At 44.0% G+C, this 16,373-nt stretch carries 13 protein-coding genes; 8 read left to right on the forward strand and 5 right to left on the reverse strand.

The window, feature by feature from the left end:
* Window positions 1–147 precede the first annotated feature (147 nt).
* Window positions 148–3,048, forward strand: coding sequence for a DEAD/DEAH box helicase (locus GWR56_RS04725; protein ID WP_162430011.1), 2,901 nt, complete (start codon window positions 148–150; stop codon window positions 3,046–3,048).
* 218 nt (window positions 3,049–3,266) lie between these two features.
* Here GWR56_RS04725 and GWR56_RS04730 read toward each other — a convergent pair whose 3' ends face one another.
* Window positions 3,267–4,484 carry a PQQ-dependent sugar dehydrogenase gene (locus GWR56_RS04730; RefSeq protein ID WP_162430012.1) on the reverse strand — a complete coding sequence of 406 codons (1,218 nt, stop codon included), beginning with the start codon at window positions 4,482–4,484 and terminating at the stop codon, window positions 3,267–3,269.
* Between the two features lie 270 nt (window positions 4,485–4,754).
* Between GWR56_RS04730 and GWR56_RS04735 the strand changes: the two genes are divergently transcribed.
* The 3 genes from GWR56_RS04735 (at window position 4,755) to GWR56_RS04745 (ending at window position 8,170) form a co-directional block, all read left to right on the forward strand.
* Entirely contained in the window at window positions 4,755–5,729 is a 975-nt protein-coding gene (locus GWR56_RS04735; protein WP_162430013.1) for a lysylphosphatidylglycerol synthase domain-containing protein, read from the forward strand.
* The gene (locus GWR56_RS04740) at window positions 5,713–6,843 is read left to right on the forward strand and encodes a glycosyltransferase (RefSeq protein WP_162430014.1); all 1,131 of its coding nucleotides are present in this window, start codon (window positions 5,713–5,715) and stop codon (window positions 6,841–6,843) included. The genes GWR56_RS04735 and GWR56_RS04740 overlap by 17 nt, the downstream gene beginning before the upstream one ends.
* 88 nt (window positions 6,844–6,931) lie before the next feature.
* The gene (locus GWR56_RS04745; protein ID WP_162430015.1) at window positions 6,932–8,170 is read left to right on the forward strand and encodes a PP2C family protein-serine/threonine phosphatase; all 1,239 of its coding nucleotides are present in this window, start codon (window positions 6,932–6,934) and stop codon (window positions 8,168–8,170) included.
* Window positions 8,171–8,172: 2 nt separating this feature from the next.
* On the opposite strand, the gene radA is transcribed toward GWR56_RS04745, so the two are convergent.
* Window positions 8,173–9,603: a DNA repair protein RadA gene (gene radA, locus GWR56_RS04750; protein ID WP_162430016.1), complete on the reverse strand. Its 1,431-nt coding sequence runs from the start codon at window positions 9,601–9,603 to the stop codon at window positions 8,173–8,175.
* A 122-nt stretch (window positions 9,604–9,725) separates the two neighbouring features.
* Between radA and GWR56_RS04755 the strand changes: the two genes are divergently transcribed.
* Window positions 9,726–10,853 (forward strand): site-specific DNA-methyltransferase, encoded by a 1,128-nt coding sequence (locus tag GWR56_RS04755; protein ID WP_202925373.1) that lies wholly within the window; start codon window positions 9,726–9,728, stop codon window positions 10,851–10,853.
* Between the two features lie 10 nt (window positions 10,854–10,863).
* Complete coding sequence (locus GWR56_RS04760; RefSeq protein ID WP_162430017.1) at window positions 10,864–11,568, forward strand: MjaI family restriction endonuclease; 705 nt, start codon at window positions 10,864–10,866, stop codon at window positions 11,566–11,568.
* A 79-nt stretch (window positions 11,569–11,647) separates the two neighbouring features.
* Here the strand turns inward: GWR56_RS04760 and GWR56_RS04765 are convergent, their stop codons facing one another.
* The 3 genes from GWR56_RS04765 to GWR56_RS04775 all read right to left on the reverse strand — a co-directional run bounded on the left by GWR56_RS04765 (window position 11,648) and on the right by GWR56_RS04775 (window position 14,584).
* Window positions 11,648–13,198 carry an Rne/Rng family ribonuclease gene (locus GWR56_RS04765; RefSeq protein WP_162430018.1) on the reverse strand — a complete coding sequence of 517 codons (1,551 nt, stop codon included), beginning with the start codon at window positions 13,196–13,198 and terminating at the stop codon, window positions 11,648–11,650.
* 226 nt (window positions 13,199–13,424) lie between these two features.
* Window positions 13,425–14,276 (reverse strand): tetratricopeptide repeat protein, encoded by an 852-nt coding sequence (locus tag GWR56_RS04770; RefSeq protein WP_162430019.1) that lies wholly within the window; start codon window positions 14,274–14,276, stop codon window positions 13,425–13,427.
* A 5-nt stretch (window positions 14,277–14,281) separates the two neighbouring features.
* On the reverse strand, window positions 14,282–14,584 hold the full coding sequence (locus GWR56_RS04775) for an HU family DNA-binding protein (RefSeq protein WP_162430020.1): 303 nt from the start codon (window positions 14,582–14,584) through the stop codon (window positions 14,282–14,284).
* A 174-nt stretch (window positions 14,585–14,758) separates the two neighbouring features.
* Here GWR56_RS04775 and mutY point away from each other — a divergent pair, with 174 nt between their 5' ends.
* A complete protein-coding gene (gene mutY / locus GWR56_RS04780; protein WP_162430021.1) occupies window positions 14,759–15,802 on the forward strand; it encodes an A/G-specific adenine glycosylase in 1,044 nt (347 codons plus the stop codon).
* Window positions 15,803–15,825: 23 nt separating this feature from the next.
* Window positions 15,826–16,248, forward strand: coding sequence for a single-stranded DNA-binding protein (locus GWR56_RS04785; protein WP_238395302.1), 423 nt, complete (start codon window positions 15,826–15,828; stop codon window positions 16,246–16,248).
* Window positions 16,249–16,373: the final 125 nt, after the last annotated feature.

Genomic DNA, 16,373 nt, shown 5'->3' on the forward strand with positions numbered 1-16,373 from the left:
CCGGAAAAGAAACATCGCTTATTTAGCCACTGGTTATAATTCACTATAAAAAATGATACCCGAAAATTTTCGGGTATCATTTTTTTACATTACGTTTGAATTTTTTCTCAGTGTAGCTTTCTTTAATTTTTTACCTGAAGAAAGTTCATGTTACGCGTAGATAGCAGTAAACCTTGCCAAATTATTTATGCCATTGCCCGGCACGATTTCCTGTCGTACGTAATAGAGCCGCACATAGTGCAGTTAAACCCCAACGGCGAGTTTTCGTTTACCCATCAACGCCTGTTCAGTAATACCGCCGAAGAGTTTATGCACTGTATTGACGATACCGACCGTAAGCTTATAAAGATACTGGAGGATATAGAACAGGGTAACATTATTAAAAAGTTCTACAAAAAGCCTATCCGTCCGTTCGAGTTTTTTGCCAAAATATTTAACGACCAGCTTTTTGACACCATCCGCCCCAAGATCGAAAAAAAATTAGTAGAAGCGCTTGCGTTGCTTGGCATCAGTAAAAAACCGATCTACTTAATGAGTAAGGAAGGGTACCCGGCCGGGCGTAAGCTTCATATCGCTGATGAACCCGCCTCTGTGCTTTTCCATTTCAGGAGAGGGGATGACGAGATCAGGTATTTCCCAACTATTAAGTACCAGGGCATGCGTATAGAATTTATGTTTAAGGATGCCGAGGTGATTTGCAACCACCCGGCCTGGATGCTGCTGGATGATACCTTGTATTATTTTGATAAAGAGATAGAGGGGAAAAAGCTACAGCCATTTCTTAACAAGCGCTATATATCCATACCAAAATCATCAGAGCAATCGTACTTCGAAAAATTTGTTGGCCCGCTGATAGAGAAGCACAACGTTTATGCCGAAGGTTTTACCATCAATACCGAAAAGCACGAGGCAACAGCCTTTTTAAAGCCTATTTATGTTGAGGGCGGCACTTCTCAGCTGCAATTATATTTTAAGTACGCCGGATATATCTTTCCGTACGGCGATGGCCGGCATGTATCGGTAAGGATGGAGAAAACGGGCGATGATTACCTTTTTCATCGCATTAAGCGCTCGGTTGCCTGGGAGAAAGGGAAGCTGCAGCAGTTAGAAGCTATGGGGCTAAAAACGGTATCATCACTGTTTCAAAACCTTGAAGTAGCTGCGCATAATGATGAGGGCGACCGCTCTTTCCCAATTTTTGAATGGCTTAACCAACACCACGACGAACTGGTAGAGCAAGGCTTTGAACTGGAGCAGCCCGACGGGCAAAAGCGGTATGTGTTTGGAAACACCAAAATTGACCTTGAAATAAGCGAGAACAACGATTGGTTTGACATTAACGCGGTGGTTTATTTCGGCCAATACCGTATCCCGTTTATCCAGTTAAAAAACCATATTCTTAATCATAAAAAGGAATTTGTATTGCCCTCCGGAGAGATTGCCGTTATTCCGGAAAGCTGGTTCTCGCAATACGGCAACCTGCTGCATTTTGCCGAGGGTGGCGACCATTTAAAACTGCGCAGGCACCACCTTGGCCTGGTTAACGATTTGGCGGGCGGCGAGATGGCCGAAGTGGCTATGAACCGCAAACTGCAAAAGCTCGCGGGATTTGAGGAAACAGAAGATGTTGCCATGCCCGTAAATTTTGCCGGCAGCCTGCGGCCGTATCAAAAAGCGGGATATAACTGGTTCCACTTTTTAAAGGAGTATCACTTTGGCGGCTGCCTGGCTGACGATATGGGTTTGGGTAAAACCATACAAACCCTTGCCTTGCTTCAAAAACATAAAGAAGACTCGGAGGCAGCGGGCAGCAAAGCCACATCGCTGGTAATAATGCCTACCTCGCTCATTTACAACTGGCTGAACGAGGCACGTAAATTTGCGCCGCAATTGAGGTTGATGGTGCATACCGGGGCGTTCCGCTACAAATCCGCGGAGGTGTTTGCCAATTACGATGTGGTGATAACCACCTATGGCATCAGCCGGATAGATATCGAGATGTTTAAAGCTTACTTTTTTGACTATGTAATATTGGATGAAAGTCAGAACATTAAAAACCCATCGTCGAAATCTTTCCAATCGGTCAGGCAGTTAAAATCGCGTTTTAAACTGATATTGAGCGGTACCCCTGTAGAAAACTCGGTTAACGACCTCTGGACCCAGATGTCGTTCATCAACCCGGGCTTACTGGGCGCGCAGCTGTTTTTTCAGAACGAGTTTGTTACACCGATAGAAAAGAAGAAGGACGAAGATAAGGCACGCAAGCTGCAGGCCATTATTAAGCCGTTTGTACTGCGCCGCACCAAAGAACAGGTTGCAACAGAGCTCCCTCCAAAAACCGAGAACCTTTTTTATTGCAAGATGAGCGAAGAACAGGCCGAAGTGTACGACAAAGTAAAATCCGAATATCGCAACGAATTGCTGCGCAGCATTGAGGACGGCACCTATGCCAAAACACAGATACAGGTATTGCAAGGGCTTATTAAACTGCGGCAGATAGCAAACCACCCGTGTATGATAGACACTGAATACGAGGGCGACAGTGGCAAATTCGAAAACGTTGTACACACGCTTGCCAACGTACTTGACGGCGGGCATAAAGTGCTTATTTTTTCGCAGTTTGTAAAACAGCTTAGCATCTACCGCAATTATTTTGATAGGGAAGATATTTCCTATGTTTACCTTGACGGCAGTACGCAAAACCGCGGCGATGTGGTTAAGCAATTTCAGGAGGACGCCAAAACAAGGGTGTTCCTGATATCAATAAAGGCGGGGGGCGTAGGGCTGAACTTAACCGAGGCTGATTACGTCTTCATCCTTGACCCATGGTGGAACCCCGCGGTTGAGCAGCAGGCCATTGACCGCACGCACCGCATCGGCCAAACCAAAAATGTGTTCATTTATAAATTCATCACCAAAGATACAGTGGAAGAGAAGATACTGGCTTTGCAGCAGCGCAAGCTAAGCGTAGCCCGCGCCCTCATCACTACTGAAGACAGCTTTATCAAATCGCTTACCGCCGAGGATATTAAGGAGATCCTGGGGTAATGCCATCTGGTCAATCTGAAGCTTAACTCTCTGCAAAGTGTTCACGTTCGGCGCACGTGAACACCGTGAACAAACGTGAACAACTCATAATCAGGCAGTTAAAAAATTACATGGTGACACCATTCTGTCACCACTGCGTGTTTAAATAACTAAAACTATTTAGTGGTTTACTGGCCATATGTCAACAAAAACGGCTGATGTTTCATCAGCCGTTTTTGTTATTTCTTAGCTATCCTGTACAGTTTCCCGCTATCAGTTAAGCCGTAAAGGGCACCATCCTTACCGGTTACAAGAGCGCGCCAGCGTTCATTTCTATCGCGCAGCAGGCGCTCTTCGCCAACAACTTTGTTGTTTTTTATCACCAGCCTGGCAATGTGCGACCCGCTTAACCCCCCTACAAACAAGTTATTCTTCCACTCGGCAATATTGCCCGTATAAAACGTAATGCCCCCGGGCGATATGGTAGGATCCCAGTAGTAAATTGGCTGGGTTACACCTTCTTTTTGCTGTATGCCATCACCAACCTTTTCGCCGCTGTACTCAATCCCGTAAGTAACTACCGGCCAGCCGAAATTGCGCCCGGGTTTAATAATGTTGATCTCGTCGCCGCCGCGTGGGCCAAACTCAGCCTCCCAAAGTTCGCCGGTTACCGGGTTCCATGCCAATCCATCGGGGTTGCGTATACCATAGGCGTACACTTCGGGCAGCGCGTTAGCTTTACCGGCAAACGGCCCGCCCGGTACAGCCTTGCCCGTTTTTGTTATGTGGATGATCTTGCCGATGGCCGCGCTAAGGTCCTGCGCCTTCATGCGGATATCGTTGCCGCTTCGCTCACCCGTGCTTATAAACAGGTTGCCTTGTTTGTCAAATACTATACGAGCGCCGTATTGCAGGGTGCCCTTATACGCCGGAGTTGCCCGGTATATCACGGTTACACCTTCAAGCCTTGTTTCATCAGCCGATAATTTACCTTTGGCAATAGCCAGCAGCGATCCGCCCTCGGCCTGCTCTGCAAATGCCCAGTAGATCATACGGTTTTTTGCAAAGTCGGGGTCAATAGTAACATCCAATAACCCGCCTTGTCCGCGAAAAAGCACCGCCGGGAAACCGGTGATCTGTTTGTCAAATTCGCCGCTGGCCTTTAATATACGCATCGAGCCTGCTTTTTCTGTTACAAGGAAACGCCCATCAGGCAATACATGTATGCCCCAGGGGTTTTTAAGGCTGCTGTTTATAACGGTGATTGCAACCGGTGTTTTGGTTTTTACACCGCCAATGCGGGTTTGCCCTTTAAAAGCTGGTTTGTAATTGGTGTTAGGGCTTTGCGTTTCCACCGCCGGCAGGGTGTCCCGCTGCGAGGGTTCGGCCGCGTTACAGGCGGTGGTAGCTATAGCAATACCTATGGCCAGTAACAGAATGTTTTTAGGTGTTATCATGATGATGTATTTGAGTTTAGAAATATCGTCGTTTTAAACGTAAACAAGTTGTATTGTAACATACAAAATACTTATTGGGCACAGTTATACAAATATAAACCCTTTTCTGTCCTAAAACTTTCTTTATCAAACAAAAGCACAGCAATATTGTAATTAGCTTAATCAAACAAAACAGCTATCACATTTGTGGGCAACACTAAAATATACGCAGAAAGCCTTATTGCTCCCGGCTTTTAACTTGCTTTTTGTAACATTGCACAAATTTTAAGATTGACAGCCGCAGCCAAAAAAATATTCTCGTACCTTCTTAAAGCAGGCATCCTTGTTTTAGCCTTTCTTTTTATATACAATAAGTTTTTAACCAAGAACGATAGCCTTAAACAGTTTGAAGCGCTAACTGCTGTTATTAGCCGCAATCAGGTGATATTCACCCTGTCGGCTGTTGTTCTGCTGATGGTTTTGAACTGGTTTTTAGAAAGCCTTAAATGGCAATACCTGGCCAAAAAGCTTACTACTATATCTGTGTGGGTTGCTATCGAGGCTGTTTTTTGCGGCCTTACCTGGGCCGTTTTTACGCCAAACCGCATTGGCGAGTACGGGGGGCGCGTAATGTTTTTGCCAAACCGTAAAAGGGTGCATGGCGTTTTCGCTATGGCGGTGGGTGCTTTTGCACAAAACGTGATCACCAATACGGTTGGTATACTGGCCTCGTTATGGTTTATTTATTATTTCCTGAATTTAAATTTTTGGCTGTACCTGGGGATAACGGTACTGTCACTGGCTTTTTTAGGGTTATTGCTGGTATTCTATTTAAATATAAAATGGCTGGTGGCCCTGCTTGACCGTATCAGGTTCCTTAAAAAGTATCACCGGTTTTTTGAGATCATGGGCCGTTATAACAGGGATGAGTTACTTATTGTTATTGGTTATAGCCTTGCCCGGTTTTTTGTATTCTCATTTCAGTATTATCTCGTAATAGATCTTCTACTGCCCGATATCGCCTTTTTCAGCATGATGATGACAGTGTTTGTTTTCATCTTTATCCAGTCGGCCCTGCCATCGCTTGATCTTTTAGACATCGGCGTACGCAGTTTTACGGCGATGCATTTATTTTTATATGTAACCAACCAGCAAATAGCTATAATTGCAGCGGTATCATCCATCTGGCTGGTCAACCTCATTATCCCTGCCATTATCGGTTCAGTATTTGTTTTTAAACTTAAGTTTTTTGATCGCACTGCATAGTACCATTTCGTTATTGCTAACAGGCTTATATCTGCTGGTGGTTGCCTATTTAATAAAAGGTTGGGCTGCGTTAAAGCGCCCGGGCATTGGCGCAGCGCCATTAGCTACAAAAGTAACCGTGTTGATAGCCGCCCGAAATGAGGCCGGACGCATACGCTACACCATCGATGATATCTTAGCGCAGGATTATCCCAAACAGTTAACAGAAATAATAATTGTAGACGACCACTCTACTGACGATACTGCCGCCATTATAAGCAGCTACGCGGTACACGGCGTAAGGCTTTTGCAACTAAACGAAGATAAGCCGTTAAACTCTTATAAAAAGAAAGCCATTGCCGAGGCTATTAATTTATCAACCGGCGAGCTAATGGTTTGTACCGATGCAGACTGCCGTATGGGAAGCGGGTGGCTTTCGTCAATTGTGGGTTATTATGAAACGCACGGGCCGGTAATGATATCGTCGCCGGTTACCTATTTTGAGGAACGATCGTTATTTGAGCGGTTGCAAACGCTTGAATTCTCGTACCTGATAGGTATCGGTGCAGCCTTTATTGGCAATGGCAGGGCCTCAACCTGTAACGGGGCAAATTTTGCCTATCGTAAAGATGTTTTTTATGAGGTGGGAGGGTTTAAGGGGATAGATGACCTGGCATCGGGCGATGACGAACTGCTGCTGCAAAAAGTTGCCGAGATTTACCCGCATAAAATAGGCTTTTTTAAAAACCGGGACGCGGTAGTATTTACCCACGCCAAGCATACCCTGCAGGAGTTTTTGCAACAGCGCAGGCGCTGGGCGTCAAAATCTACCCGTTATAAAGATAAAAAGGTAGTGGCGCTTGCGGTTTGTATATGGCTGTTTAATCTTTCGCTGTTGGTAAACGCAGGGTTGGGTTTTTATAATATTTTTTATCTTAAGCTTTTTCTGGTTCAGTTTCTGTTAAAGTATATTATAGAAGTGGCCTTTTTATTGCCTATAACCACCTTTTTTAAGCGCGCAAATTTGGTAGGCCTGTTAATAGTGCTTGCTCCTATACATATTATTTACTTTGTATATGTTGGTTTGATAGGCAATACCCGCAAATATGCGTGGAAGGGGCGTATTGTAAGGTAAGTAAGCTATAAATACTATCCGCTAAAAAAAGAGTGGTTCGCTGACGTTAAAAAAGAATATTTAGTTACTTTAGGCTACCTAAATATAAATGCAAAATAACAACGATAGTTCTGGTGAAGATGAATTAATCAGGCTGTTACTTAAAAGGCAGTCGGAGTTAAACTCGTTATTGGAAGTTACAAGGGCTATCAATAAAAACACCCCAACCCCCACATTGATACAAATGCTGGAGGTGATCCTAAAAAATTATTTACAGGTTGGTAAATTCCGTTTCCTGATCGAAAAGGATGGCGCATATAACTGTATCTCGAAATACGGCGGGGATATGGAAACAGCGGCCACACTCAATCAAACATGGTCGCACTTAAACAAATTACGATCGCCGGCTGATCTTACAGGCCATGCCGACAACACGCTTAGCCGTTACAATTATTTTATACCCATCTACCATAAAAACAAGGCCCTTGCATTCGCGCTCATCGGCGACTTCAACACCTCGGGCGACATGTTAAACAACGACCTGAACTTTATTCAGACGCTGATAAATGTTATAGTAGTGGCCTTAGAGAACAAAAAACTTTTTAGGGAGCGGTTACAGGCCGAGCGGTTTCAGCGGGAAATGGAACTGGCTGTTGAAGTGCAGAACATGCTGATCCCGCTAAGGGAACACAAGGAAGAGGGGGTGGAGATCGGGGCCAAATACCTGCCGCATCAGGATATCGGAGGGGATTATTTCGATTTCTTCCGGCTGAACGAAAACGAGTTTTTATGGTGCATAGCTGATGTATCGGGCAAAGGGATCTCTGCCGCGTTGCTGATGGCAAACTTCCAGGCCAGCCTGCACGGTTTAGCCGCCATAGAAGACGAGCTAACGACCGTTGTGGAACGACTTAATAAAATTGTGATAGATAATACTAAAGGGGAGCGTTTTATTACCTTGTTTTTGGCCAAGTACAACGAAAAAACCCGGAAGCTTAATTATATAAACGCCGGACACAACCCCAGTATACTCTATTCTGAAGGGGAAGCTGTGCCGCTTAAACTTGGCACAACCATGATTGGCGCCTTTGAAGAATTGCCTTTTTTAAACGAGGGAGAAATAGATGTAGAACCAGGAAGCCTGATAGTTAATTACACTGATGGCTTAATGGATTACGATGCGCAAAATATCAAAGCATGGGACGAGGATAAGTTGCTGGAATTTGTGTCCCATAATGGTGAACAAAGTCCTGACAGCTTTAACGAGGCGCTGATGAACTACATTAACCAGGTGGTTAAAGGCAAACCCATTGACGATATAACCCTGCTTACGTTGAGGATATCATAGCCTTACCCAAACAGCAACCCAAATACCTCTTCAATACGCCCCACAACTTTCACATCAATCGTATAGCGGGAAAGGTCGAGCCGCTTTTTGTCCTTCGCGGCAGTTGGCATATTGTATTTGGAAATAAATATCTGGTCGAAACCCAGTTTCTGTGCTTCGGCTATGCGCTGCTCTACTCTATTTACCGCCCTTATTTCGCCTGACAGGCCAATCTCGCCCGCAAAGCAGGTTTTAGCCGGGATGGGAATATCCTCATGCGATGATATAATGGCAGCGGCCAGGCCCAGGTCAATGGCCGGGTCTTCCACCCGGATACCGCCCGTAATATTCAGGAAAACATCCTGCGCACCAAGCTTGAACCCGCAACGTTTTTCCAGCACTGCCAGCAGCATGCTCATCCGTTTGGTATCAAAGCCCGTTGCGGTGCGTTGTGGCGTGCCGTATGCCGATGTGCTTACCAGCGCCTGGGTTTCTATCAGCATGGGCCTCATGCCCTCTAAAGTGGCCGATATGGTCACGCCGCTTAAAGGCTCGTCGCGTTGCGATAATAGGATCTCGGACGGGTTTGATACTTCGCGCAGCCCTTCGCCCAGCATTTCGTAAATGCCCAGTTCGGATGAGGAGCCAAAGCGGTTCTTGATAGTGCGCAAAATGCGGTATACGTGGTGGCGGTCGCCCTCAAACTGCAGCACGGTATCTACCATATGTTCCAATATTTTTGGCCCGGCTATCATCCCATCCTTGGTGATGTGGCCTATCAAAAATACGGGCGTAGAGGTTTCTTTGGCAAAACGCAGCAGTTCGGCGGTACATTCCCGCACCTGCGATACGCTTCCGGGCGTCGACTCCACATGCGATGAATGCAGCGTCTGGATAGAATCGATCACCAAAATATCCGGCTGCAGTTCTTCTATCTGCTTAAATATATTTTGGGTGGATGTTTCGGTAAGGATGTAGCAGCCCTTGTTTATTTCGGATTGCGGATTGCGGATTTCGGATTTTTCATTGGCAAGGCGCTCCGCCCTCATTTTTATCTGGTGGTCGCTTTCCTCGCCCGATACATACAGCACCTTCACGTTTGGCATGTTCAGGGCAAGCTGCAGCATCAGTGTCGATTTACCAATGCCCGGCTCGCCGCCTATCAGCACCAGCGAACCTGCAACAATGCCGCCGCCCAAAACCCGGTTAAACTCCTTATCGGGCGTTAGCAGGCGGTGCTCTTCCTTAAAGGTGATCTCGCCAACCTCAACCGGCTTATTAGCCCGCTGCGACGAGGCTGGGCTGCTTTTCCAGTTTGGCACCGATGCGCTCGATTTCTCTAAGATTTCTTCAACAAAAGTATTCCATTGCTGGCAGCTTGGGCATTTACCCAGCCATTTAGGCGATTCGTAGCCACAGCTCTGGCAGAAATAGGCGATCTTGGTTTTAGCCATGTGTTAGATGTGCAGATTACAGATGTGCAAATATGCAGATTGTTTTGCCAATAAAATTAGCAAAAATTATTGACAAATAAGTAACACATATGTGCATTCTCATTTGCTTTAAGTAATTTTACATGATGAGCGAGATAGTTACTGAGCACAGGATACTTATTGGAAATGCATGTGAACAAATAGCTACCATCGAAGCTAATACAGTGGGATTGGTAGTTACTTCGCCACCTTATCCTATGATTGAAATGTGGGATGAGATCATGTCGGCCCAAAATTCAAGAATTTCAAAAAGTTTAATAAACGAGAATGGGCTTGAAAGTTTTGAATTAATGCACAAGGAACTTGATAAAGTATGGACTGAAGTTGAAAGAATAGTTTTACCAGGCGGTTTTGTTTGTATTAACATAGGAGACGCAACACGAACTATTAGCGATAAGTTTTGCCTTTATAATAATCATTCTCGAATCATCTCAAAGTTTATTGAGTTGGGTTTTCTAAATATGCCTAATATTATTTGGAGGAAGCAGACCAATGCTCCAAACAAGTTTATGGGGTCAGGAATGCTACCTGCTGGTGCATATGTAACGCTTGAACACGAATGGATTTTAATCTTTCGAAAAGGTGGAAAGAGAGTATTCAAAAACGAAGAGCAAAAGAGACTAAGACGCGAGAGTGCTTTTTTTTGGGAGGAAAGGAATACTTGGTTTTCTGATCAATGGGATTTAAAAGGAGTAAAACAGAAAATCGAAAACTCGGATACTCGTAGTAGAAGCGCTGCTTATCCTTTTGAAATTCCTTATCGCTTAATAAATATGTATTCCGTGAAAGGAGATACCATATTTGACCCTTTTTTAGGCACTGGGACCTCAACTCTGGCTGCAATAGCCTCGGAGAGAAACAGCATCGGTGTTGAGATTGATCCATCATTCCTTAAAGTCATTGAAGACAATATATATCGCTCTACACCGGAGGGATTAAATAGGTACATCTCTAACAGGGTAGAAAGTCATAAACGCTTCATAGTTTTCCGAGACAAAGAAGGAAAAGATGAAATGAAGCATTTTAACATTTATCTTAATCTACCTGTAATGACATCCCAGGAAATTGAAATGAAAATTAATTTTGTTGAATCAATAACGGGTGTGACTGACATAGGATATACTGTTATTTATAAACCTGTTGCAAAAAATAATGATTTGGCTATAAAGAGACCGTCAAAACATGGAAAACAGGAATTATTGAATTTTTAAATTAAGTAAAATGGCTAAGGACTGGATATCAGATGTTGATGGTGTTAATAAGAAGTTTAAAAGGGAAACGCTTCTTAATTATGGAATGAACCGTTGGGCATTAAATAAGGCTCATAGCGTCGGCTCAACGTCTGAGTTAATAAGAAGTTGTGCTCCGAAAGAGTTTGCTGAATGGGAAAAGTTCTATTTTAATAACGCTATACAGAAGAAATTAGGCGGCTCGACAATAACAAGAGAGTATATTACTGGTTTGGGTCAAACACTGTATATAAAACTGTCGGAGGTTGTTCAGTTAGAACTGAACGCTATAACAGAAGATGAATGTATTGACTACGCATACAATCTCGTGTTAAATCGAACATTTGAAGGTTATATAACGGAGATTCAGACAGTTTATGGTCAGCTTCAAGGGTTGGTCGGGCAAATCATACATCCCGCAGAGGATAAATGGGATCGTACATATAGCGTCGATTTTTATATTGAAATCAATGGAAGATTTATAGGTCTTCAAATTAAACCAATTGCCTCGGGGCAAGCTTTGAATCAATATCAATGGGTGGAAATGCATATGGTAAATCATCAAAGATTTGAAAAGGACTTTGGGGGAAAAGTATTTTTCATCTATTCAGAAAAGACAACAAGCGGAAAGAAAATTTATAACGTAGAAGTTGTCGAGCAAATTGTTGAAGAAATAAAGAGATTGGAAAACTTATAGCTTTAAAAGCTAAACAAAAAAAGAGCCGCCTTTTCTAAAAGGCGGCTCTTTTTCATCTACACATCTGAAATCTGCACATCTACAATTTTATCTCCTCATCCTTGCTCGAGAAAAACCTGAACTCGGTTATCTGGTAGGCGGGGTTACTTTTAACCTTTATCCACTGCCCATATTTAAAGTACCATTTCATCTGGCGGTTAAATACGCCTTTTTTAATGTAAGCCTCAATGTATGGGTGTACACAAAGTGTAATATTTTTCTCGTTTTGCTCGGTAAGGATGTAATTGAAGTTTGTTTCGATATCATCTATCAGCAATACGGTTGGCCTTATTGTACCGGTGCCGCCGCAAGCAGGGCAAACCTCGCTGGTAACAATATTCATTTCGGGCCTTACACGCTGCCGCGTAATTTGTATCAGTCCAAATTTACTTGGCGGCAATATGGTGTGCTTGGCACGGTCGTCGGCCATTTGTGCCTTCAGGTAATCAAAAAGCTCTTTACGGTTGGTTGGCTTGTGCATGTCAATAAAATCGACAACCACAATGCCGCCCATATCGCGCAGGCGCAGCTGGCGGGCTATCTCTTTGGCCGCCTCTTTATTTACCTGGTAGGCGTTCTCTTCCTGGTTCTCTTTATTAGCCGTACGGTTACCGCTGTTTACGTCAATAACGTGCAGGGCCTCGGTGTGCTCAATAACCAGGTAGGCGCCGCCGGCAAGGTTTACCGTTTTACCAAAGGTCGATTTTATCTGCTTCTCGACACCGTGATGCTCAAAAATAGGCTCCTTGTGCTTATGCAGGCGTACAATGCCCTCCAGGTCGGGAGATATCTCGTGTATATACGACCGCACTTCTTCATACATACTCTGCTCATTCACATAAATATGCTGAAAATCGGGATTAAGGATATCACGCAGGATTGTTGATGTACGGCCAATTTCGCCCAACACCTTTTTAGATGGCTCGGTACCGTGAAGCTTGGTTACAAAGGTTTCCCATTTAGATATCAGGTCCAACAGATCCTTCTGCAATTCCTGCACGCCTTTACCTTCAGATACGGTACGTATAATAACGCCGAAATGCTTTGGCTTAATGCTTTCAACCACCTTACGCAGGCGGTTGCGTTCGGTATTGCTCTTTATTTTTTTTGAGATAGATATTACCTCAGAAAAAGGCACCAGCACAACATACCGCCCCGCTATCGACAGGTCGGAACTTAAGCGGGGGCCCTTTGTAGAAATCGGCTCCTTGGCTATTTGTACGGGTACAAGCAGGCTTTTTGATAAAACATCCGAGATCTTGCCTCCTTTGTTTATATCAGCTTCCGGCTTAAAATTATCTAAAAGTTTCGATTGGTATCCACCGCTACGTACTTGTTTGGTAAGCTTAAGCAGGCTTTGCACCTGCGGCCCCAGATCAAGATAATGCAAAAAGGCATCCTTCTCGTAACCAACATCCACAAAGGCAGCATTAAGGCTCGGCATTATTTTTTTAATGCGGCCCAGGTAAATATCGCCAACAGTATAATTGTTAGTGATCTGCTCTTTATGGAGTTCTACAAGTTGTTTGTCCTGTAATAGTGCAATAGTAGCCCCGTTGGGGGATGAATCGATAATTAATTCTTTTATCAACTGCTACTCCATTTCTTAAAACGGCGCATAATTGCGCCGCAAGTTAATAAGTGGGTAAAATACACACATAAAAACCCCGCTAAGCGGGGTATAACCTGCTTTACAGCAGCTTATTTTTTCTTATGTCTGTTTTTTCTTAAACGCTTTTTGCGTTTGTGGGTAGCCATTTTATGTCTCTTACGTTTTTTACCGCTTGGCATAGTAATAATTTTTAAATGTGATTAATTTATTTCTTTAATTCCTTTATATACTCGTCTATGCGCTGGCCCGCAACCGGGTCGCCCATTAAATCTTTGCATTTTTGGTAAGCTGCAATTGCTTCCTGTTTTTTGCCTAACTGCTTATAGCTTTCCGCCAAATAAAAATAAGGCTCAACCTCTTCTTTTTGCGCTATAAGGGTTTTAAACCTGTCAACCGCTTTTTCATACTGCCCGCTCTTCATGGCAAACATGCCCAGGTTTAGCACGGCATCATGATTTTTGGGTTCTTTTTTAACCACCTCAAGCAAAAGCGCTATACCCTGCATTGGCATTGCGCCGCCATTTACATAAGCAACACCCAGGCCCGTTTTAGCCTCAAGGCTGGCCGGCTGTAATTTGGTAGCGTGATCAAAGGCCTCAACAGCGTTCGCTACGTAAGCAGCCTGTGCCGCCGTATCTGTTGATACCCTGTAAGCCGCGTTAAAACGGTTGCCCGCGTTTAACCAATCTTGCATTTGGTTGCTGCTATGCGCAACATCCAGGTAATAGAAGGCAGCCGGTGCGGGCTGTGTAGCGCTGTCCCAAGCTTGGGCTAATTGCCTTTGCAGGGTAACTTTATCGGCCTGGCCGGCGGTTTTTAGCTTGCCCTCAAGCGTGGTGATCTCCTGCGACAGGGCAGCGTCGATATTGGGTTTAGCCAGTGCCGACACCGAAGCCGCGTTTATATTAGCATTGGCTTTTGCTATTGGCGCAGCGCCTGCGGCAGCATTGCCACGGGTTGCCTCTGCCTGTTTGGTTAAACCCTTAACCGGCAACGAATACAAATAGCCCATAATAGCAACTACTGCTACGCCTACAACTATTTGTTTAACTTTCATACTTATTATTTGCTTGTTTTAGCTGCTTTGTTACCGCTTCTTACTTTTTCAACAAAAGTTTTAGCCGGTTTAAAGCTTGGCACAAAGTGCTCGGGGATAATGATGGCAGTATTTTTTGAGATGTTACGGGCTGTTTTTTTTGCTCTCTTTTTTACAACAAAGCTTCCGAAACCTCTGACATAAACGTTTTCGCCGCCAACCATCGAGGTTTTAACCACTTTGAAAAACGCCTCAACAGTTTCCTGCACGTCCACTTTTTCTATTCCTGTTTTAGATGAGATTTCAGCTATTATTTCTGCCTTGGTCATATCCTGTTTTCTTTTATTTAAATGTATAAATACTTAACTGTTTTGGGGTTGCAAAAGTATCGCTTTATAATTAAAGAATAAAATAAATAGAAGATTTTTTTTGCAGGGACGCTGCAACCGCATTTTTTGCTGGAAATTATGATACAGGGATGATATGGTGTTACTTTGCAATTAATGGATATTTCGGCGCAACTAATAGCCTGGTACAACGATAATAAACGCGACTTGCCATGGCGCAAAACAACGGATGCTTATGTTATCTGGCTATCCGAAATTATACTTCAGCAAACCCGGGTGGAACAGGGCTTGCCCTATTTTTACCGTTTTGTTGAAAAGTACCCAACCGTAACAGCCTTTGCAGCAGCGCACGAAGATGAGATATTAAAGTTATGGCAGGGACTCGGTTACTACTCGCGTGGCCGCAATATGTTAAAAACCGCTCAATTGGTACAGCAGCAGCACAACGGGGTGTTCCCGGTTACGTATAACGAACTGATCAGGCTTAAGGGTATAGGCGAATATACCGCGGCAGCTATATCATCGTTTTCGAGCAATGAGGCGAGGGCCGTGGTTGATGGTAATGTGTACCGCGTGCTGGCGCGATATTTTGGGATTGACGAGCCAATAAATTCACCAAAGGGAAAGAAGAGGTTTCAGCAAATAGCCGATGATGTGCTTGATGAGGCCCGCCCGGGGCTGCATAACCAGGCCATGATGGAATTTGGAGCGATGCTTTGCAAACCCCGCAACCCCGCTTGCGGCGTGTGCCCGGTTAGGTTAGGCTGCGTTGCTTTTAAAACAAATGCAACCGTGTATTTGCCGGTAAAACTCAAAACAGTTAAAGTACGCAAGCGATATTTTAACTATCTGTTAATAACCGATGGGAACGTTATCCTGATGAATAAGCGCGACGAAAGCGATATATGGGCAAACATGTATGATCTGCCGCTTATTGAAACCGCCGGGTTATTGGAACCGGTTGAATTGCTGCGCCTGCCGCAGGCAAAAGTTTTTGGTGATAATATTATTTTAAAGGATAATTCGGCTATAATCAAACACGTTTTAACACACCAGCAGTTATTCATCCGGTTTTTGGTTTTAGAGAAATTTCCTGATAAGATGGAAAAGGGCTGGTTTTATACTGATGTAGATAACATTAAAAATTTAGCGCTCCCGAAAGCTATTTTTATATTTATAAAATATTTTTTTAATTTCTAAATAATTCTCCGTTAATTTAGGCCATGTCTGGAATTAACAAAGTGATACTGGTAGGGCATTTAGGAAAAGACCCCGAAGTACGGCATTTAGAAGGCGGCGTTGCTGTAGCAAGTTTCCCATTAGCAACTTCGGAAACATTTAACAAGGATGGCCGCAAAGTAGAGCAAACCGAATGGCACAATATAGTTATGTGGCGGGGCCTTGCCGACGTGGCCGCTAAGTTTTTACAAAAAGGCAAACTGGTTTATATTGAAGGAAAATTGCGTACCCGGTCATTCGAGGATAAAGAGGGGATCAAAAAGTACACTACCGAGGTAGTTGCTGAAAATTTTACCATGTTGGGCCGCAAAACCGATTTTGAAAGCGAGAATGCTCAGCGCCCGGTTTTAAAAACAGCCGACACCGATGGCTACCGCAACAACGATGCAGACGACCTTCCATTTTAACCAATTATAAATTTGATTTAATATAAAAGCCCCGCCAGTGTAACCGCGGGGCTTTTGCTTTTATTCTTTAAATCACAAACATCAGATTTTGAATACCGAATGACGAATATTACCCTTTCGGCGTT

The sequence above is a fragment of the Mucilaginibacter sp. 14171R-50 genome (genome assembly GCF_010093045.1).
Lineage (GTDB): Bacteria > Bacteroidota > Bacteroidia > Sphingobacteriales > Sphingobacteriaceae > Mucilaginibacter.